Here is a 20,607-nt window from a genome sequence, read left to right on the forward strand (position 1 = left end):
TCCGAAGGTTGAGCCGTTCCGACACGGCGGTCAAATGGGCGCGGGCGTTCGAATTGGCCTGTCCGTGCGCTGATCGTGCTGATCGGGGCGTATTTGGCGGTGCGTTATTTGGCGTTTCCGCACGCGGGCGTAAAGCTGCTGGCCGACCGGGTCTGCCGGAGCGTCGGCATCGTGCTGGCGGGCTGGGGCATTTTCAACGTATCCGCTTCCACCTCGGCCCTGCTTGAAGGCGTGGGCAAACGGTTCGGGCCCGAAGCGTCCAGCATGATCATTCCGTTTCTGTCCAAGGTGCTCCGCTTCTTTATCGTGGTGCTGGTCATAGCGGCGGTCGGCTCGGAGTGGGGCTTCAGCATCAACGGGCTGGTGGCGGGTTTGGGGCTCGGCAGTCTGGCGATCGCGCTTGCGGCGAAGGACACGCTCGGCAATATTTTCGGGGGTGTCGTCATCATCCTGGAGAAGCCGTTCGCCAAAGGAGACTGGATCGTGACGCCGGATGCCGAGGAGTCGTGGATATTACGTTCCGCTGCACGAAAATCCGCACGTTCGCCGATTCGCTGGTGGTCGTGCCGAACGCCACCCTGGCCGGCAATCCGATTACGAACTGGAGCCGGATGGGCAAGCGCCGCATTACGTTTACGCTCGGAGCGGCGCTCGATTCCGATCCCGGCAGCTGAAAACGGCCATTTCCCGCATCGAGACCGAGCTGCGTTCGGATGAACGCATCGATCCGGAGACGATCCAGGTCAAGTTCAATTCGTTTCAGGAAAGCAGCCTCGGCCTGTACTTTTATTTTTTCACCAAAACGACGGTCTGGTCCGAGCACCTGCAGACGCGGCAGGACGAGAACTTTTCGATTTTGCGCATCCTGGAGGAGGAAGGCGTCCAGCTGGCTTATCCGGCTCAGCACGTGTTCCTGCAAACGGCCGAAGTGCGCGAGAAGCCGCTTCAGCCGGTCTAAAATAAATGAAACAGCGAGCCGAGCAGCCCCCGCTTCCGGGCGGGCTTCGGCGACGAAGGCTCCGCAGCCGGGACCGGGACCGCGATCTGCTGTACGGCGGCTTTCCGCTCGGACTGGCGCATCGACTCGACGGACGCCGCCAGCTGCTCCACCGTTTTGCGGATTTCCTCCAGCTCCTTGCGGTGCTGCAGCACCTGAATCGACACGACATCGTCGGCTTTTTGCGCCAGCCGGAACTCCAGCTGCTTGATACGGGAGAGCACTTCGCCGGCGTTCAAGCCATCCGCCGCCCCGTTCGTCTGCTCCTCCCGGACGTCCTCGTGCCCGGGCAGTTCAATCTGGCTTAAAATCAGCCCCTGCTCGATCTGCTCTTTAATAAAAGCCAGCTTGTCGATATCCGCTTCATCAAAAATATAGTGCCCGAACCTGTCCTTCCGGAACGACATGTGAAAAAAAGCAACCCAGCGTTTGATGGTCGTCTGGCTGACGCCCAGCATCAGCGCGGCTTCCTTCGTTTTCTTGGCTTCCATGGAAATCACCTCGTTCGGCTAGTTTAAAGAACGTATTCGCGCTCCGCGCCGAACTCCCTGCAAGGCTGACAAAGGTAGTGGTTATTCGCTAAACAAAGTGTTTTTTTGTGCGCCTGCGCATCGATTCGGGGCCGCGTCTTGCCGTCCGCTAATTTCCCCATTTCATCGACAGCGCGGGCGTATCCGGCGCTTCGCTATGTCGCCGGAGAGAAGCCTTCCTCGCGCAAATACGCTTCCGCCTCTTCGAACGTCTCGAAGACGGATTCAAGACTGAGCCCGGCATACACGTACCACAGGTCGTCTTCGAACTTCAGCACCAGCGACTGGCCTTCGGTGTTCGTCCAGTGCTGCTCCTTCTTCTTTTTGCGGCGTTTCGGCTTCGCCGGCTCCTCCTCCCGCTGCGAGAGCGAGCGGATCGACTCCGCAACGATCCGGCGCAGCTCGTCGGCGCCGAAATCCCGGATGTTGACGAAACCCCGGTCATCGACCGGAAACTCCTGCAGCAGCCCGGCATAGACGTAGCCGTTGCCGTTTGGATGCAGGTGATACACGACCGTTTTCTTGTCGTAAAGGCTGCCTTCGTAATGATAATTGATCCGCCCGAGCGAAACCGGCTTGCGCTCAAGCTCCGGGAAGGCGTCCAGAATGGACTGTTTTTGTTCGAATGTAAGCATATGCGCCTCCATGACGGCTGTCCGTTAATCCTGTGATTATAGCATACGGCTGCTGCGGGGCAAAGCAAAGCGGCCCCGGACGCGGAAGCCCGAACCGCGGGCCGGCCGGCGTCTTCGGGGCCGTCTGAAAGAGGGCGTTATTGCATCAGTCGCAAAAACTCGCGCATGAAGCCCGGCAAGTCCGGCCAGGCGTGGCCGGTGACCAGCTTCCCGTCGACGTGGAGCGTGTCCTTCGCGTAGGTTGCGCCCAGACGTTCGACGTCGAGCCGGCAGGCGGTATAGGCCGTCATCGTCCGGCCTTCGAAGAAGCTTGTGTCCTTCAGCGCGGCGAACACCTGCGCGGCGTGGCAGATCGCGCCGACCGGCTTGCCGTTTTCGAGAAAATGGCTCAGAATGCGCGGCAGATTGACATCCGAGCGGATATACTCGGGCGCTCTTCCCCCGGGAATAATAAGGCCGTCGTAATCCGCGGGCTCGACGTCGGCAAAGGCGATATGGGCGGGCAGCAGGTGCGCAGGTTTCTCGGTGTACGTTTCCCAGCCGTCGACGAAATCGTGCACGACCGTATGCAGCACTTTTTTAACGGGCGCGGCGATGACGGCCTCGTAGCCCTCCTCCAGCACGCGGTAATACGGATAATACACCTCCAGCACCTCGGCGGCGTCGCCGGTGACGATCAGCACTTTTTTGGACATTCAATCAGCTCCTCATCTAGCGGGATGGTCATGCAAGTTCATTATGAGTCGAACATCCTGAAACTGTAAACCGGTGAAAAATGTCGTCATTTGTCGAACGTGATATAATGCTGGCATACCGTCCTGCAGGAGGAACGCCGATGATCGGAAAGCTGTACCGCGCTCATATCCGGAACAATCTGTTCACGAAGCTTATTCTGCTGTTCGCCGGCATTACGGTATTGTCGATCGCGACGCTTGCTTATTTGATGTCGTATTTCACGAGCCAGTCGATTGTCCGCAGCGAGCTGGCCAACCAGCGGAAAGCGATGGACAGCGTCAACAATTTCATGGACCGCAAATACGAAGCCGTGCACGCGATGATGAGCGATATTTACCGCGATCCGCAGCTGTCCGATCACAGCTCGTATTTACTGCTGCATTCGCTCGACGATTATTACTCGCACCGGCTCGATCAATATTACGCGGACGGCGGCTCTCTCGACCTGCTCGACTATTTTAAAAACCGGCTGGAGGATGACCCCGGCATCGAAAATATTTTGCTGTACAGCGCGGAAAAGCAGTTCCTGTTCGTCTTCAACCAGCAGGGCACGGCCCGGCTTATCCAGACGAATGCGGCGAATTCTTACATTCCTGACGCGATGGCGCTCGACAAGCAGCCGGTTTCCCTGCCGAACGAATGGGTGCGCAGGGCGATCGGCGGCGACCCAGACCTGGCGCTGTTCGACGTGAGCGAGCCGGTCAACAATAACCGGACGTACAAAAACATCGGCCAGCTGCACGTCTATTTTCATTCGGACGCGATCGCGGGGGCGATGGAAAATTACAGCAAGGATTTGAAGGGGAGCATTCTGGTGCTCGCCGCCGACGGAAAGGTGCTGTTCGATTCTTCGGGAACCTATTACGGCACGACGTACCCCTATGCCGACGAGCTGCAGCAGGCGGAAGGGGGAGGGCGGCTTCAGCAGCAGGCGTACGTCACGACGCTCACGCAAAATCAGGCGGGCTACACGGTCGTCGGCGTCGCGCCGAAGAGCGAGGTCGCTATGGCGTACCGGGGGCTGCAGCGGACGATCGCCATCGTGAGCTCCATCTGCATTTTGTTCACCATTCTCGTTCCGGCATTCGTGGTGCGCAACTATGCGAAGCGGACGGGCAACATCATTCGGCTCATGCGCAAGGTGGAAACCGGCGATATGACGGTGCGGATCCAGGACGGGAAGGAGGACGAGCTCGGCGAAATTTCCCGCAGCTTCAATGAAATGATCGGCGAGCTTAACCGCCATATCGACAGGGTGTACAAGGCGGAGATCCGGCAGAAGCATACGGAATTTTCAGCGCTGCAGGCGCGGATCAATCCCCATTTTCTGTACAACACGCTCGAGGTGATCCGGATGCGCGCGTTGTCTCAGGGCGCCAGGGACGCCGGGGAGATGATCTACAGCCTGTCCGTGCTGTTCAAAAATATTGTGCAGGACAAGCAGGTGTATACGCTGCGGGATGAATTGGAGGCTTGCGGGTTATACCTCAAGCTGTTCCAGATCCGGTACAAGGAAAAATTCGCGTACCGCATCGACTGGGACGAGCAGCTTGCGGGCACGAAGGCGCTGAAAATGTCGCTGCAGCCGCTCATCGAAAACTATATCGTACACGCCCTCCGTCCCGACCGGGACGATAATTGGATCGAAATCCGGGTGCGCCGTTCGGAGGGACACATCCTCGTCGCCGTGGAGGACAACGGCACAGGCATCAAGCCGGACAAGCTGGACAAAATCCGGCAGTCGCTGTCGCTTCCGGCCGCGGCGGAAGGCTCGTTTGGCCTGCGTAGCGTGCACGAGCGGCTGAAGCTGCTGTACGGCGGCGGCTACGGACTCAGCATTGACAGCGTATATGGGAAAGGGACGATCGTGCAGTTCCGGTACCCGGCGGAGGGAGGAGGAGAGGGGCATGTATAAAGTGTTTCTCGTAGACGACGAGCCGTTTATTATCGAAGGGCTGCTCGACGTCATCGACTGGCCGGCGCTCGACCTGGAGATCGCCGGCAGCGCAGGCAACGGCCAGGAGGCGCTGCAGGCGCTGCGCGAGACGCCTGCGGACATTCTCATCACCGATATTTCCATGCCGGTTATGAACGGCCTGCAGCTGATCCGGGAAGCGCGGAAGCTCCGGCCGGAGCTCAAGGTCATCATCCTAAGCGGCTACAATGAATTCGATTATTTAAAGGAAGGCATGAAGCTCGGCATCGAGAACTACCTGCTTAAGCCGATCAACCTGGAGGAGCTTGAATCGACCCTCGCCGCAACGCTGGAGAAGCTGAACGCATCCCGGACGGACCGGGAACTTGGCGCGTACGATATCGACGTGCTGCGAAACCACGTCATGCACCGGTGGCTTACCGCGCAAATCGCGCCGAAGGAGCTGGAGGAGCGGGCGGCGCTGCTGCAGCTCGACGTCCATAAGCCGCATGTCGTGACGGCAATCGTACGGACCGGGTCGCAGGAGGACGAAATGTACCGGCATATCATGCGGATGGCCGAGTCCGATCCGTCCGTCATGCCGTGCCGCGATGTCGGTGGAGGCATCGTGATCGTCTTCGCATTGGGCGATGAAGCAGCGGGCAGGGAGAAAGCGCTTGCCTTTCTGCGCCGCCTGCCGGGCGCATTCCCTGAAGCGGGGCTGCGCATTTCGGCGGCCGGCGCATCCGGGTCGGCCGACCGCGTGAGGGTCAGCTTCGGCCGCGCCGGCAAAGCGCAGGAATATTTTCTGATTTATCCCGACCGTGAGCTGCTCGTCTATGAAGAGATTGCGATTGAGGAAGAAAAAGCGAACGCGCAGCTCCCCGTGAACTGGCCTGAATACGGAAAGCTGATTGCGGCAAAAGATAAGGATGCGCTGATCGCGGCGTCGGACGGGGAATTCGACCGGCTGCAGCGGATGGAAGGAATTACGCCTGCCGTTCTCCAAAGCGTCGCGATCGAAATGATGATCCGCATCAAGCTGGAGCTGAAGCTGATCAAGCAGACGGATTCGCCCGATCTGATCCGGGAGGGCGTGGAGCGGGCGTCCAAAGCGCGGACGATCGCGGAGCTGAAGACCGCCGTCGCCAAGGTGGCGGAAGAAGCCGTCGATTCGCTGGTCCGCGATGCAAAAAGCCCGGTCATCCAGCAGGTGCTCGGCCGGATCCACGAGGCGTATGCCGAGGATTTGTCGCTGAAGTCGCTCAGCTCGCAGTATAACATCCACCCGGTTTACCTCGGCCAGCTGTTTCATAAGGAAACCGGCGAGACGTTCTCCGAATACGTTAACCGGTTCCGCGTCGAGAAGGCGAAGGCGCTGCTCCGCGAAACGAACAAGAAGGTCGCGGATATCGCCCGGCAGGTCGGGTATTGGGAGACGGGCTATTTTTACAAGCAATTCAAGCGATACGTCGGCATATCGCCGAAGGATTATCAGGGGCTGCTTTAGGGGATCACCGGGGCGGTCTCTTTTTTTCTCATTTTTTGCTCCGCGTTTCTTTAGTTTGAACAGTGATTATTAAGTATGTCGCCTATTTGAAAATGTTTTCATCAGGTAGTGTAAAGGTAGCCCAATCAGGGTGAAATGAGTGCGTGATACACATAAAGGGAGGATTCGAACACGATGAGCAAGTCCAAGAAAAGCTTCGCTCTGCTCGCTGCGCTGCTGTTGGCCGTCTCGGTCATTGTAAGCGCATGCGGCTCCGGCGGAGGCGACAAGTCCGGCAGCGCGGCAGGCGATTCCGCTTCAGGCAATACATCCGGTAATACAAGCGGCAGCGACGCGTCCGGCAAGCCGGTCGATCTGATTTGGTACACGATCGGAACGCCGCAAAAAGACGTGGACAAAGTGATGGAAGAAGTCAGCAAATACACAAAAGATAAAATCGGCGTCACCGTCCATATGAAAATGATCGATTGGGGCGACTACACGCAGAAGATGCAGGTCCTTGTCGCTTCCGGCGAGCCGATGGACATTATGTTTACCAGCTCCTGGGCGTTCGATTACGTGCAGAACGCGCGCAAAGGCGCATTCATGCAGCTGGACGATCTGCTCGACAAATACGGCCAAGGCATCAAGCAGGTGCTCGACCCGGCCTTCCTGGCAGGCTCGAAGGTCGACGGCCACAACTACGGCATTCCGGCCAACAAGGAGCTTCCGGCGCAGCAGGTATGGCGCTTCAACAAGACGTTTCTCGACAAATACAAGCTTGATATCAAAAACGTCAACACGCTCGAGAGCCTTGAGCCGCTGCTGAAGACGATCAAGGAAAAAGAACCGAACGTCACGCCGTTCGCAATGGACAAAACGTTCATGCCTTACGTGCCGTACGACTATTTGATCCAAAACATGCCGATGGCGGTCAGTCTCGATAAGAAGGACTACAAAGTCGTGGATGTTCTCGAGACGCCGGAGCTGAAATCCACGCTCGAAACGATGCACAAATACTACAAAGCGGGCTACATTTCGCCTGAAGCGGCCACGACGACGTCGGCTTCGGACCTGCAGAAAGCGGGCACCTGGTTTACCGACCTGGCAACGACGCAGCCGTTCGCCGATAACCTGTGGTCGTCCAGCTACGGCTACCCGGTTGTCTCGACGCCTGCAAGCCCGGCGTATATTTTCAACTGGTCCGTCATGGGCTCCCTGCAAGCCATCTCGGCCAACTCCAAGCATCCGGAGAAGGCGATGGAGTTCCTGAACCTGCTGAATACCGATCCGGTGCTGCGCAACATGGTGGATTCCGGCATCGAAGGCGTGCACTACAAAAAAACCGGCGACGACGTGATGGAAAACCTGCCGGCGTCGAAGGATTACGATATGCCGACCTTTACGTTCGGCAACATCATGATTACGTACCGCACGAAGGACGATCCGGCGGACAAGTGGGACGTGTTCAAGAAATTTAACGCGTCCGGCGTGGCTGCGCCGACGCTCGGCTTCAACTTCGACGCGACGAAGGTTTCGTCCGAGCTTACCGCCGTGCAAAATGTGAAGGACGAGTTCTGGTCGTCGCTGATGACCGGTACGGTCGATCCCGACGAATACCTGCCGAAAGCGATCGAGAAATTCAAAGCGGCCGGCATTGACAAGATTATTGCGGAAGCGCAAAAGCAGCTCGACGCCTGGAGAGCCGCCAACGGCAAGTAATAGCGTTCGTAAGATCGGGCGAATGGCAGCATTCGCCCGATTTTTTTTCAATCCGCACGGGGTTACCCTTCACGAAGACTAAGCGAATGCTTCCGAAGCGAGTTTTGTTGCGAAGTAAATGCTCCGAAGTTTCCCTTCACAAAACCAAGCGGATGCTTCTGAAGCAAGGTTTGTTGCGCAGCAAATGCTCCGAAGTTTCCCTGCACAAAACTTTTAGGAGGTGCATCATGAGCGCGATCGGGCGTTTCTTTAAGGACGTGTCCAAAAACCGGGCGATGCTGCTGTTCGTTCTGCCGGGCACGATCTGGTTTTTGCTTTTTTCGTACCTGCCGATGTTCGGGACGATCATTTCCTTCAAGCAGTACCGCTTCGACCCCGACGGCTTTATCGCCAGCATTCTGAACAGCAAGTGGGTCGGCTTCGATAACTTCAAGTTCCTGTTCCAGACGAACGACGCCTGGGTCATTACCCGCAATACGGTGCTGTACAACTTCGTGTTTATCATTTTGGGAACGGTCTGTTCGATTGCAATGGCCGTTATTTTGTCCGAAATCGCCAACAAACGGCTGGCCAAATGGTACCAGACCGGCATGTTTCTTCCTTATTTTCTGTCGTGGGTCATTGTCGGCTACTTTGTGTTCAGCTTTCTGAGCATGGACCGGGGCCTGCTTAACCGGATTCTGAGCGGGCTTGGCGCAGATCCGATTCAATGGTATTCCGAACCGAAATATTGGCCGTACATTCTCGTCCTGGTCAGCTTGTGGAAGGGTGTCGGCTACAACAGCGTCGTCTATCTGGCCTCCATCATGGGGATCGACAAATCGCTGTACGAGGCGGCGATGATCGACGGCGCGAACAAGTGGCAGCAAATCCGCCGCATTACGATTCCGCTGCTGACGCCGCTTATTACGATTCTGACCCTGCTTGCGATCGGACGGATTTTCTACGCGGACTTCGGGCTGTTCTATCAGGTGCCGCGCGATTCCGGAACGCTGTATTCCGTCACGAACGTCATCGATACCTACGTATACCGCGGGTTGAAGGTGAACGGCGAGATCGGCATGAGTACGGCCGCAGGCTTGTACCAGTCGTTCGTCGGCTTCGTGCTGGTCATCACGTCGAACTATATCGTGCGGAGATTCAACAAGGACAATGCGCTGTTCTAAAACCATCCGCATAGCCGAAAGGAGTTTTGCGCCGTGCTTATGACGAATGCCAAAAGTAAGCGCCGCGATTTTCAGCAGCTTACGCCGGTGTGGAACGTCATCTTCAACCTCATTGCGGCCGTATTCGCCGCGCTGTGCGTATTCCCGTTTCTGTTTGTCATGGTCATTTCGTTTACGGACGAGGCGACGCTGGCCAAGAACGGCTACGCCCTCATTCCGGCCAAATGGAGCCTGGCGGCCTATCAATACGTTTTCAAATCCGGCGATATGCTGCTGCGCTCCTACGGGGTAACGATTTTCGTCACCGTCGTCGGCACGATCATCAGCCTGGTCATGATTTCGCTGTTCGCTTACGCGATTTCCCGGAAAAGCTTCAAATACCGCCATTTCTTTGCGTTTATGGCATTTTTCACGATGCTGTTCAACGGCGGCCTCGTGCCGGGCTACATCGTCGCCACGCAGCTCCTTCATTTGAAGGATACCGTCTGGGCGCTCATTTGGCCGCTCGCCGTCAACGCTTTTTACATCATGATCATGCGCACGTTTTACAGCACGATGGTGCCCGACGCCATTATCGAATCCGGCCGGATCGACGGCGCGGGCGAAGCGCGGGTTTTCACCAAGCTGGTGCTGCCGCTTTCGATGCCGGGCTTGGCCACGATCGCGCTGTTCAGCACGCTCGGCTACTGGAACGACTGGTTTAACGCGCTGCTGTATATTGACGATCCTAATCTGGTGCCGCTGCAGTCGATGCTGATGCGGATCGAGACGAGCATGCAGTTCATTTTGCAAAATTCCCAGAATGCGTCCCTCGGCTTCGGTATTATCCAATCTCTGCCCCAGGATACGTCGCGGATGGCGATGGTCGTGCTGGCTACGGGCCCGATTATTCTGGCTTATCCGTTTTTCCAGCGTTTTTTCATTCAAGGTTTGACAATCGGCGCGGTGAAAGAGTAATATTTACGGCGCATATTATACATCCCATTAACGATTTCGAAGGAGCCGATGCCCGTGGAGCAATTTAGACTGCCCAAAATCCCGATGCCGAAGCTGCCGCTGCCCGAGGCCGTGCAGCAGGTGCTGGAGGAAGCGGAAGCGAAGCTGGCGCACCGCCCCAAGCTGCTCCGGCTGTTCCGGAACTGTTTTCCCAATACGCTGGAAACGACTACCAAGCTGATGGACGACGGCACGACCTTTGTCATTACGGGGGACATTCCGGCGCTCTGGCTGCGGGATTCGGTCGAGCAGATGGTGCATTACGTGCCGCTCGCAAAAGAGGATGCCAGCCTGCAGCGGATCATCGGCGGCCTGATTAAACGGCATATTCATTACATCCATATCGATCCGTACGCCAATGCGTTCAACGAAACGGCCAATGACTGGCACTGGAACACGACGGACGAGACGGACATGTCGCCCTGGGTATGGGAGCGGAAGTTCGAGATCGATTCGGTCTGCTTCACGATGCGGCTCGCTTATTTGTACTGGAAAGCGACGGAACGGACGGATATTTTCGATGCCGGCTTCAAATCCGCGATGCGAACGATCGTCGACCTGTGGAAAACGGAGCAGCGGCATTTCGAGCTGTCGCCGTACCGTTTTACGCGAAACAACGGGATTCCGACCGACTCGCTGCGCAATAACGGCCTCGGCATGCCGGTCAATTATACGGGCATGGTCTGGTCCGGCTTTCGTTCGAGCGACGACGCCTGCGATTTTCACTATAACATTCCGGGCAACATGTTTATCGTCGCAACGCTGCGTCAGATGCAGGAATTCGCGGAGTGGGTGTTTCGCGATCTCGCGTTTTTGGACGAGCTCAAGAAGCTGGAGGCCGACATCGACCACGGGATTAAGCTGTACGGCATTTACCGCCATCCGGAGTTCGGCCCGATTTATGCCTACGAGACGGACGGCTTCGGCAACTACTGCCTGATGGACGACGCCGGCACGCCCGGCCTGCTTTCGATCCCGTATCTCGGCTATGTGGGCGCGGAAGACCCGGTTTATCAAAATACGCGGCGCTTCTCCCTCAGCAGGGAGAATCCGTTCTATTACGAAGGCAAAGCGGCCAAAGGGGTCGGCAGTCCGCATACGCCGCCCGGCTACATTTGGCACATGGGCCTGTCCATGCAGGGGCTGACCGCTTCTTCCAAGGAGGAGAAGCTGGCGATGATCGACATGCTTGAGTCGACCGACGCCGATACCGGCTTTATGCACGAAGGGTTTCATGCCGACGATCCGGCCGTCTTCACGCGCAGCTGGTTCGCCTGGTCGAACAGCCTGTTCTCGCAGCTGGTTTACAAGGCGATGAAGGAGGAGCTGCTGTGAGCGGGCGGAAGGCGCACATCATTTCGCACACTCACTGGGATCGGGAATGGTATCTGCCTTACGAGAAGCATCACGTACGGCTTGTCGCGCTGATGGATACGCTGCTCGATACGATGGAGCGCGAGCCGGAGTACCGGAGCTTTTATTTGGACGGCCAGACGGCCATTCTGGAGGATTACCTGCAGGTCCGGCCGGAAAACCGCGAGCGGCTCGAGGCGCTGATCCGCGCCGGCCGCATCGTCATCGGTCCGTGGTACATCCTGCAGGATGCGTTCCTGACGAGCGGCGAGGCGAATGTGCGCAATATGCAGATCGGGCACCGGGACGCCCTGCGCTATGGCAGGCCCGCCAAGGTCGGCTATTTTCCCGACACGTTCGGCAACATCGGCCAGGCGCCGCAGCTTATGCTGCAGGCCGGCATCGATAACGCCGTATTCGGCCGCGGCGTGAAGCCGACGGGCTTCAACAATACGATCGCCGACGCCGAATACGAATCGTCGTTTTCGGAGCTGGTCTGGGAAGGGCCGGACGGCTCGCAGGTGCTCGGCATCCTGTTCGCCAACTGGTACAGCAACGGCAACGAGGTGCCGGCGGACGAGGCGGAGGCGCAGGCGTTTTGGGAGCGCAAGCTGGCGGACGCGGAGAAATACGCCTCGACCGGCGAGCTGCTGTTCATGAACGGCTGCGACCACCAGCCGATCCAGACCGACCTGCCGGAGGCGATCCGCATGGCGCGGAAGCTCTTCCCCGATACGGAGTTCGTCCATTCGAACTTCTCCGATTACTTGGCCGCCGTGCGCGGCGCGCAGAACCGCCCGCTGTCCGTCGTAAAGGGCGAGCTGCGCAGCCAGCGGACGGACGGCTGGTCGACGCTCGTGAACACGGCTTCGGCGCGCGTGTATCTGAAGCAGATGAACCAGCGGGGCCAGGCGCTGCTGGAGCGGGCGGCCGAGCCGCTCGCTTCGATGGCCTCGGCGCTGGGCGGGGCGGAATATCCGCACCACCTGTTCACCTACGCATGGAAAACGCTTATGCAGAACCACCCGCATGACAGCATTTGCGGCTGCAGCGTCGACGAGGTGCATCAAGAGATGGTGACGCGCTTTGCGAAAAGCCGCCACGTGGCGGAGACGATCGTGGACGACAGCAAGCGTGCGCTGGCCGAAGCGGTTGATACGTCCGGCTTCAGCAAGCGGCCGGGCGCCGTGCCGTTCGTCGTGTTTAATACGTCCGGCACGGAGCGCAGCGGGACGGTCGAGGTCGAGCTCGACGCCGAGCGGATTTATTTCCGCGACGGTATCCGGTTCCCGGAGATGAACCGCCGCCTGGAGGCGCTTGACCTGTCGGGCCGGGTGCTGGTCAGCGATAAAGGCGAAACGGCTGCCTGCACGGTGGAGGACCTGGGGCTGCAGTTCGGCTACGACCTGCCGGACGACCGCTTCCGCCAGCCGTACATGTGCCGCCGGGTGAAACTGACGTTCGCGGCGGAAGGTGTGCCGGCGCTCGGCTGGGCAAGCTACGCCTGGGCGGAAGGCGGCGCTGCGGCGGATAAGGCCGGCACGGCAGGAGAAGCGGGAGCATCCGGCGAGCCAACGGCATCGGCCGGCGCGGCAGAAGAAGCGGGAACATCCGGCAAGCAAGCATCGGTTCCCGTATCCCCGGCGGCGCACACCGGCGGCGCCGCTTCCTTGGTCGACGGCGAACGCGTGCTCGACAACGGGCGGATCCGCGTCGAGGCTGCGGCGGACGGTTCGCTGACGCTGACGGACCGGGCAAGCGGCCGGACGTACCGGGATCTGCTCGTGTTCGAGGATACCGGCGACATCGGCAACGAGTATATGTACCGGCAGCCGGACGGCGAGACGCCGCTGACGACGAAGGGGATGCCCGCTTCGGTGCGCGTCGTGGAAGATACACCGTACCGGGCGGCGCTTGAAATCGTGCACGAATGGAAGGTTCCCGCCGGCGGGGACGAGACGTTCGAGCGGGAGAAGCGGGAAGTCGTCTATTTCCCGTATCGCCGCGGCAAGCGCGTAAGCGAGCTCGTGCCGCTGACGCTGAAGACGATCGTCCGGCTGGAGCGCGGGGGCAAAGGCGTGGACTTCGAGGTTTCGTTCGACAACCGGGCGAAGGACCACCGCATCCGCGCGCTGTTCCCGACCGACCTGCAAGCGGCGCGGCACCGGGCGGATTCGATCTTTGAAGTGGCGGTCCGGGACACCGAGCCGGCGGCCGAGTGGGAGAATCCGAGCAACTGCCAGCACCAGCAGGCGTTCGTGGACGTCAGCGAAGCGGAAGCGGGGCTGACGGTCGCAAACCTTGGGCTGAACGAGTACGAGATATTGCGCGACGGAAGGAATACGATCGCCGTCACGCTGCTGCGCGCCGTCGGCGAGCTGGGCGATTGGGGCGTCTTCCCGACGCCGGAGGCGCAGTGCATCGGCCAGCATACTGCCCGAATGCGAGTGCTGCCGCACGGCGGCGACGATTCGCGGCTGGAGGCCTATGCGGACGCCTATCAATATCAGACGCCGTGGACGGTCTGCCAGACCGGGGTTCACCGGGGCAAGCTCGCCTCATCCGGCGCGCTGTTGGAGTGGACAGGCGCGGGTCTCGCTTTCTCGTCGCTGACAAGGAGCCCTGAAACCGGCGACCTGATGCTCCGGTGGTTCAACATGATGCCTGAGGTGGCCGAGCTTTCGGTCTGCGCGGCGCAGGACCTTAATATTGGCGGCTTCTATAAAAGCGGCATTTTAGAGCAGCGGGGCGATGCCCTGTCTGCCGGCCCGGTCGGCGGGCGAGCGACGCTTGCAGCCGGTCCATGCGAGATTGTGACGCTGGGCGCCGTCTGCAGCAAATCATAACAGAAGCATCCGGAACGGCTGGGGCCGTTTCGGATGCTTCTTCTTGTTTGATACGCTATCCCTGGAGGCGGACAACCAGCATTACTGTCTAGATCCCGGCTGGTTTTCATGGAGCTGCCGCCTGTGAACCTGATGTTCCTTCAGCAGGCAGTTCGTCTTCGAAGGGGCGGCGAATCCCGCCTTTCTCATAGCCGTTCCGAGCGCGCCTTCATTGAGAACGACTAGTGCCCGTGCTATAATGGGCATACTTGGAAACTTGGCGAAAAAGGATAAGACGGAGGCGTTACGGCATGTCCGCAGAAAAAGGTCCCGATCTCGAAGCTTTGAGCGATCTTTGCACCCCGTGGTGTATCCATGTCGTGGGCACGCTTCGCATTGCCAACCATATCGCCGCTGGAACGGACGATGTAGAGGCCCTTGCCGCGGCGGCGGGCTGCGACGCCTATGCCCTGCACAATGTCCTCGGATATCTTGCGGATAAAGGCGTCTTCGAAGAGCCGCAGCCGGGGCGGTTTGCGCTGAACGACGTATCCAAAGGGCTGCTCGATCCGTCCCGGCGTCCCGATCTGAACGGCATCGGCGGCCGTTTCGCTTTGGCCTGGGGAACGCTGCCGGCCTATGTCCGGACCGGGGCTTCAGGCTATGCCGCCTTTTTCGGCCTGCCGTTCTGGGAAGACCTGGCCGCCCATCCGGAGCTTGCGGAGAGCTTCGATGCGTTGATGGGGCCGGCCGGGCACGGCATCCCGGATCCGGATATCCCGGTTACCGGGGGATGGGGACCGATTCGGAGCGTGGTCGACGTCGGCGGAGGCACGGGAGCGATGCTTGCGGAGATACTTAAGGCTCATCCCGAGATTCGCGGCACGCTCGTCGACCTTCCGGCAACCGCGGCCCGTTCGGCGGAAACCTTCCGGAACGCCGGCGTGGCCGGCCGCGTGACGGCAGTCGGCCAGAGCTTCTTTGATCCGCTGCCTGCGGGCGCGGATCTGTACCTGCTGAAAAGCGTGCTCAGCAACTGGCCCGACCGGGAGACGGCGGCGATCCTGCGGCGCTGCGCGGAAGCGGCGCGTCCTTCCGGGAGAGTGATGGTTCTGGGCGGGGTTACGCCCGACGATGCGCCGCGGAAGCTGACCATCGAGATGGTTCTGCTGGGCGGCAAAACCAATACGCTGTCCGAGTTTCGGGAGATTGCCCGTGCAAGCGGACTGGAGGTAACGGCTGCCGTGCGGCAGCCGGCGGGACGGTATGCGGTGGAATGTCGTCCGGTTTAAGGTTAAGCATGGAGAACCGCCCTCTATACATGCGGGAGAGGAGGACCTGCGGTGCATAAAATGTTTACGCTGAGCGAAGCGAATGCGATGCTGCCGGAGCTGAACCGGGATTTGCAGAAGCTGCAGCGGCTGACGGCGCAGTTTGCGGACCAGTCCGCCGAGCTGCGCAAGCGGAAGGCAGCCGAAGGCCGGCCGGCTGGCCGCAGTGCAGAGGGAGGTGCCGATCCGTTCTTCGAGCAGGAGGCGAAGCTCGAGTTTATGCGGATGGAAGCCGACCTCATGATTGACAATTTTTCACGCAAAGGCGTGCTGCTCAAAATGATCGACCCCGGCCTGATCGACTTTCCCGCCGTCGTAGACGGGCGAAACGCGCTCATCTGCTGGAAGCAGGGTGAAGAACGCGTCGCGTATTATCACGGCTGGGACGAAGGCTTCATCGGACGAAAACGGCACCCCGAAGCTTAAAGGAAGGGCAGGCTTCAGGATAAACCTTTGGGCGGCTTGCTTCCAAAAGATGAAAACGCTTAACGTCAAAGAAAGATTTACATGCGAGCCGGAACAAGGTACGATGACAATGTTGTATACAAGTGTACGAATCATACATTTTACGTTTGGATCGAGCCTCATCGCGGTGGTTTCAGCGTTTTTTATTTTTAGCCGCATCTGGCAATCCGGCGTTAAAATCAAGCTGATGAACGGGAGTGTGCACGTGATCGATCAATATCCGGCGGCTTGGCTGCGAGGGCTTTCCCGCGGCGAGGAGATCGCCTGCGAAATCCGGCTGCGCATCGTTACGGGCGCCATCGCGCCGGGCGAGGTGTTGTCCGAGAACCGGATCGCGGGCGATTACGGCTCAAGCCGCTCGCCGGTGAGGGACGCGTTCAAGCTGCTGGCGGGGGAAGGCCTGATCCGTCCGGAACGGATGGGAGCGGTCGTGCTCGGACTGGGGCTGCAAGATGTCGAGGAGCTGTACGACGTGCGGCATTTGATCGAACGGTTCGTTCAGCTGCGCGTTTCCCGGTTCGAAACCGGCGCTCTTCTGAAGCGGCTTCGGCACATCGTCGACAAAATGGAGCTGGCGGTGAGACATCGCGATATCGCCGAATTTGCCTGGCACGATATGTCGTTCCACGATGCGATCGTTGCGGAAGCGCGTCATGCGAGAATGCTGCATTTGTGGAAGAGCATCCGGAACGTCGTGATGACGGTGATGCTGGTGACGACCGAAGACGTTTTTGCAAGAACGGATGAAGCGATCGAGGCGGTCGTCAACAAACACCGGCTGATCATCCATGCGCTCGAGTCGAAGGACGGCTCCCGGATCGAGGAGGTTGTCCGCGGTTATTTCGCCGACTCGCTTGCGACGCTGTACCGCAGTATCGGCCGCAGCTGACCGACCCTGCGCCTCCCGGAGTCCGGGAACATGCGGGTCATTGCCATTATGCGCCGCCACAGCGCGCACTAGGGAGCTGTGTGCGCAGCCAAAAATAATGGGCTGCGAAAATAGCGGGCTGGATGACGGCAGCCGGCGAAATGTAAATGGCCGCCAAAAGGAACGGTTACGTTTCCGCACACTGCGGCAGCGAATGTTGAAAACGGATCCGAATGGGCTTGCCCGGTTGAACATTCCGAGTACGTTTTTGAAATCGGCTAAGGTTCATCATAACCGGCAAGGTTCATCTCAAACGAAAGAAGGTTAACCCGTGACCCATACCGATTATATGCTCGGCATCGATATCGGAACGACCAGCACGAAGGCCGTTCTGTTCGAACTTAGCGGCAAGGTGGCCGCAACGGCTAACGAAGAATACCCGCTGTATACGCCGACTCCGTCCGTCGCCGAGCAGGACGCGGACGAAATATTCGCCGCCGTCGTCCGCGCCGTCAAACAGGCCGTGAGCGGCGTTCCGCCCCGGCGGATCCTGTTCGTCTCGTTCAGCTCCGCCATGCACAGCGTCATCCCGATCGATGGTGACGGCAAGCCGCTCATGCGCTGCCTGACCTGGGCGGATAACCGCAGCTCCGCGTCATCGGTACGGCTGAAGCGGGAGCTGAACGGACATGAGCTTTATCTGAGAACCGGCACGCCGATTCATCCGATGTCGCCGATCACGAAGCTCATGTGGCTGCGCGAGGAACGCCGCGAGCTGTTCGACCGGGCGAGCAAATTCGTTTCGATTAAAGAGTATGTGCTCGCCAAGCTGTTTGGCGAATATGTCGTCGATTATTCGATCGCATCCGCCACGGGGATGCTGAATTTACAGCGGCTGGACTGGGACGAGGAGGCGCTGCGGATTGCGGGCATTACCGCAGACCGTCTCAGCCGGCTTGTACCGACTACGTACAAGCTTCAGGATATGGACAAGTCGTACGCGGCGGAAATGGGACTTGCGCCTTCGACGCCGTTTATTGTCGGCGCGAGCGACGGCGTCCTCTCCAATCTCGGCGTCGACGCGATCGATCCCGGCGTCGTGGCCGTCACGATTGGGACAAGCGGCGCGATCCGCACGGTCATCGACCGGCCGGCGACCGACCCGAAGGGCCGCTATTTCTGCTACGCGCTGACGGAGAAGCACTGGGTTATCGGGGGGCCGGTCAATAACGGCGGCGTCATTTTTCGGTGGGTGCGCGACCAGCTGGCTGCCTCGGAAGTGGAGACGGCGAAGCGGCTCGGCATCAGCCCGTACGACATCCTGACCCGGATCGCCGAGCACGTCCGGCCCGGCTCGGACGGACTCATCTTTCATCCCTACCTGACGGGAGAACGCGCCCCGTTATGGAATCCGCACGCGCGCGGCTCTTACTTCGGTCTGACGCTGCATCACCAGAAGGAGCACATGATCCGGGCCGTGCTGGAGGGCGTGATCTATAATCTGTACACGGTGCTGCTCGCGCTGACGGAAACGACCGGCCGGCCGAAGGTGATCAAAGCGACCGGCGGCTTCGCACGATCGGCGCTTTGGCGCCAGATGATGGCCGACATTTTCGACCAGAGCGTCGTCGTGCCCGAGAGCATCGAAAGCTCCTGTCTCGGCGCCGCGGTGCTCGGCTTGTACGCGCTCGGAAAAACGGATTCGCTCGGCATCGTCTCCGGTATGGTCGGGTCGACGCATGAGCATGAGCCCAACCCGGAGGCGGCTGCGGTTTATCATGAGCTGCTGCCGGTGTATATCAGCCTGGCGCGCAAGCTCGAAGACGAGTACGAAACGATTGCCAAATACCAGGAGAAACTGTTTCAGTAGCATCGAATCAGAGCTGCGGCTTCCGAGATGGGCGATAGACAAGCCGGCCGCGAGACAAAAAAGCAGCCCCGGACGGGGGTGGAAACCCGTTCGGGGCTGCTTCGTCATGCGTCGATCTTGCGGGCTTGTCCGCTCATGCATGAAAGCAGCAATCGTGCGTCGTCCGGCTTGATGAGCCGGCCCTGTGCGGCAGCTCTGCCGCGGCTCACGCTTTGCTCGCGCCGTATGCGCTGCCCGTGATCAGACCGGGCAGTTCGGCCTTCTGCGCTTCGAATTGATCCGGCGTGATACTGCCGCGGGCGAGCCGCTCCTGCAGCTGCCGCGTCAATTCCGATACCTGCAAATCGATAATGCTCTGGATGTCCGCATGATTCGCCGCGGCGATATCGGCCAGCGATTTGCCGTTATACAAGGCGGTGAAGACATCCTCGTCGGAAGAAGCGCCGAGACCTCTCAGGAACGCATCCTGTCCCGCCGTATGATGCCGGGCCGGGGTGCCGCCGTCTTTCGTTTTGAAGGAGCCCGATTTGCTCAGCGGGGAAGCGCTCGTTTTATCGGCCCAAATCCCGCCGGAAACCGTAATGACAAACGCCATGGTGCCGACGATAATAATTCGTTTCGGATTCATGGGCTAACCTCTTTTCAAAAGCATTCTTATGTAGCCTGTATATATCGGCCATGGGAAGAGTGGACATTTGCGCTGCCGTCCGGCAGTCCGCTTCTTACCTACTACGGCGGATGATGAATTCGGTTGCATACTTATCGTAACCGACCAACCTTAAAGCGAACTGAAGACCGGTTTAAATTTTGTTAAAATGCCGTCCGGGCGCATCGTAAGCTGCCTAGCGGACCTGCCCGTCCACCTTCGCCGCGATCGCGGCGATTTGGTTTTCGAGCGTTAAAATATTCGTCTTTTGCGCGAGCAGCCGGCGCTGGAAATCCGTTAGCGCGGCAAGCGCGCTCGCGGCTCGCCCGGCATCGGTTTTCCTCGCCGCTTTCGTGAAATTCGTCCATTCCGCCGCGGCATGCTTCTTATGAAGGGACGCCGCGCTCCGCTGTGCTTTGATTTGCTTGCCGAGCGGATCGACGGCTGACAGCGCTTTTCGCGCACGATTCATTTTATCGCTTCGCTCGCGTTTGGCCGCCTTCAGCTTTGCCTCCTTCGTATGGATATCGAGCCGGGCAATTTGAACGGCGGCTTTCGTCGCCTCCGCCTGCGTCCGCAGCACCGAGACCAGCGTTTTGTCGCCGAACGACCGGGCCAGCGAAACTTGCTTGTTCTGCGCCGTGTACAGATTGAAGAGCGGCTCATACCGGCCTTTGGTCCGGCTCAGCTCCTGCTCCAATTTGGCCACTTTATCCGCATCGATCAAGCCGATCCGCTTGCGCAGCAGAGTGAGCTTCGTTCCGTTCGCGCCGTGGATCTCTTGTATGCGTTTATCCAGCGTGGTTTCCTGCTTCCGCAATGCTTCAAACTCGCCGTAGCGGCTGTTAATGGCCGCCTGCAGGCGGCCTCCGTCCGAGGCGGCGGTTTTCGCCAGCGCGGCTTTCAGCGACGGCGTGCTTTCGAAGGCGGCGGCGCCCGCCAATGCCGGCGGCAAAATCGACAGAAGCAGCAGCGTAAGAAACGCCGCAAACGACCGGACAAAAATGGATGCTTTCATGATATTCGGCTCCCCTTTCCTCATTCCAATGCCATTTCGGACTCCA

17 protein-coding genes and 1 pseudogene are annotated in these 20,607 nt (G+C 59.2%); 13 read left to right on the top strand and 5 right to left on the bottom strand.

Features of this window, described 5'->3' with window-relative positions; genetic code table 11:
- Positions 1–75 precede the first annotated feature (75 nt).
- Together PD282_RS27550 and PD282_RS01570 are read left to right on the top strand one after the other, a co-directional pair.
- Positions 76–717: a mechanosensitive ion channel family protein gene (locus PD282_RS27550; RefSeq protein WP_476703958.1), complete on the top strand. Its 642-nt coding sequence runs from the start codon at positions 76–78 to the stop codon at positions 715–717.
- A gap of 4 nt (positions 718–721) precedes the next feature.
- Positions 722–826: pseudogene (locus PD282_RS01570) on the top strand (mechanosensitive ion channel family protein); the annotation flags it as partial.
- Between the two features lie 128 nt (positions 827–954).
- Here PD282_RS01570 and PD282_RS01575 read toward each other — a convergent pair.
- The 3 genes from PD282_RS01575 to PD282_RS01585 form a co-directional block, all read right to left on the bottom strand.
- Positions 955–1,488, bottom strand: a complete 534-nt coding sequence (locus PD282_RS01575) for a MerR family transcriptional regulator (RefSeq protein WP_274648644.1) — start codon at positions 1,486–1,488, stop codon at positions 955–957.
- Between the two features lie 194 nt (positions 1,489–1,682).
- Complete coding sequence (locus PD282_RS01580) at positions 1,683–2,162, bottom strand: hypothetical protein (RefSeq protein ID WP_274648645.1); 480 nt, start codon at positions 2,160–2,162, stop codon at positions 1,683–1,685.
- A 137-nt stretch (positions 2,163–2,299) separates the two neighbouring features.
- Complete coding sequence (locus PD282_RS01585; RefSeq protein ID WP_274648646.1) at positions 2,300–2,857, bottom strand: DJ-1/PfpI family protein; 558 nt, start codon at positions 2,855–2,857, stop codon at positions 2,300–2,302.
- 140 nt (positions 2,858–2,997) lie between these two features.
- On the opposite strand from PD282_RS01585, the gene PD282_RS01590 reads away from it, so the two are divergent.
- The 11 genes from PD282_RS01590 to gntK all read left to right on the top strand — a co-directional run bounded on the left by PD282_RS01590 (position 2,998) and on the right by gntK (position 18,897).
- Complete coding sequence (locus PD282_RS01590; RefSeq protein ID WP_274648647.1) at positions 2,998–4,812, top strand: sensor histidine kinase; 1,815 nt, start codon at positions 2,998–3,000, stop codon at positions 4,810–4,812.
- Positions 4,805–6,322 (top strand): response regulator transcription factor, encoded by a 1,518-nt coding sequence (locus tag PD282_RS01595; protein WP_274648648.1) that lies wholly within the window; start codon positions 4,805–4,807, stop codon positions 6,320–6,322. Before PD282_RS01590 ends, PD282_RS01595 begins: the two co-directional genes overlap by 8 nt.
- A gap of 174 nt (positions 6,323–6,496) precedes the next feature.
- On the top strand, positions 6,497–8,023 hold the full coding sequence (locus PD282_RS01600; protein WP_274648649.1) for an ABC transporter substrate-binding protein: 1,527 nt from the start codon (positions 6,497–6,499) through the stop codon (positions 8,021–8,023).
- 227 nt (positions 8,024–8,250) lie between these two features.
- Positions 8,251–9,189, top strand: coding sequence for an ABC transporter permease (locus PD282_RS01605; protein ID WP_274648650.1), 939 nt, complete (start codon positions 8,251–8,253; stop codon positions 9,187–9,189).
- A 39-nt stretch (positions 9,190–9,228) separates the two neighbouring features.
- Positions 9,229–10,146, top strand: a complete 918-nt coding sequence (locus PD282_RS01610; protein WP_274654968.1) for a carbohydrate ABC transporter permease — start codon at positions 9,229–9,231, stop codon at positions 10,144–10,146.
- A 54-nt stretch (positions 10,147–10,200) separates the two neighbouring features.
- A complete protein-coding gene (locus PD282_RS01615; protein ID WP_274648651.1) occupies positions 10,201–11,520 on the top strand; it encodes a glycoside hydrolase family 125 protein in 1,320 nt (439 codons plus the stop codon).
- Positions 11,517–14,384 carry an alpha-mannosidase gene (locus tag PD282_RS01620; RefSeq protein WP_274648652.1) on the top strand — a complete coding sequence of 956 codons (2,868 nt, stop codon included), beginning with the start codon at positions 11,517–11,519 and terminating at the stop codon, positions 14,382–14,384. Before PD282_RS01615 ends, PD282_RS01620 begins: the two co-directional genes overlap by 4 nt.
- Positions 14,385–14,674: 290 nt before the next feature.
- Positions 14,675–15,655 carry a methyltransferase gene (locus tag PD282_RS01625; RefSeq protein WP_274648653.1) on the top strand — a complete coding sequence of 327 codons (981 nt, stop codon included), beginning with the start codon at positions 14,675–14,677 and terminating at the stop codon, positions 15,653–15,655.
- A 60-nt stretch (positions 15,656–15,715) separates the two neighbouring features.
- On the top strand, positions 15,716–16,120 hold the full coding sequence (locus PD282_RS01630; protein WP_274654969.1) for a DUF2203 domain-containing protein: 405 nt from the start codon (positions 15,716–15,718) through the stop codon (positions 16,118–16,120).
- A 166-nt stretch (positions 16,121–16,286) separates the two neighbouring features.
- Positions 16,287–17,048: a GntR family transcriptional regulator gene (locus tag PD282_RS01635; RefSeq protein ID WP_338045151.1), complete on the top strand. Its 762-nt coding sequence runs from the start codon at positions 16,287–16,289 to the stop codon at positions 17,046–17,048.
- A gap of 328 nt (positions 17,049–17,376) precedes the next feature.
- Positions 17,377–18,897, top strand: a complete 1,521-nt coding sequence (gene gntK, locus PD282_RS01640; protein WP_274654972.1) for a gluconokinase — start codon at positions 17,377–17,379, stop codon at positions 18,895–18,897.
- Between the two features lie 205 nt (positions 18,898–19,102).
- Here gntK and PD282_RS01645 read toward each other — a convergent pair whose 3' ends face one another.
- Complete coding sequence (locus PD282_RS01645; RefSeq protein WP_274648654.1) at positions 19,103–19,525, bottom strand: SHOCT domain-containing protein; 423 nt, start codon at positions 19,523–19,525, stop codon at positions 19,103–19,105.
- A gap of 214 nt (positions 19,526–19,739) precedes the next feature.
- On the bottom strand, positions 19,740–20,561 hold the full coding sequence (locus PD282_RS01650) for a hypothetical protein (RefSeq protein ID WP_274648655.1): 822 nt from the start codon (positions 20,559–20,561) through the stop codon (positions 19,740–19,742).
- Between the last annotated feature and the right edge of the window lie 46 nt (positions 20,562–20,607).

The organism is Paenibacillus humicola (genome assembly GCF_028826105.1).
Lineage (GTDB): Bacteria > Bacillota > Bacilli > Paenibacillales > Paenibacillaceae > Paenibacillus_Z > Paenibacillus_Z humicola.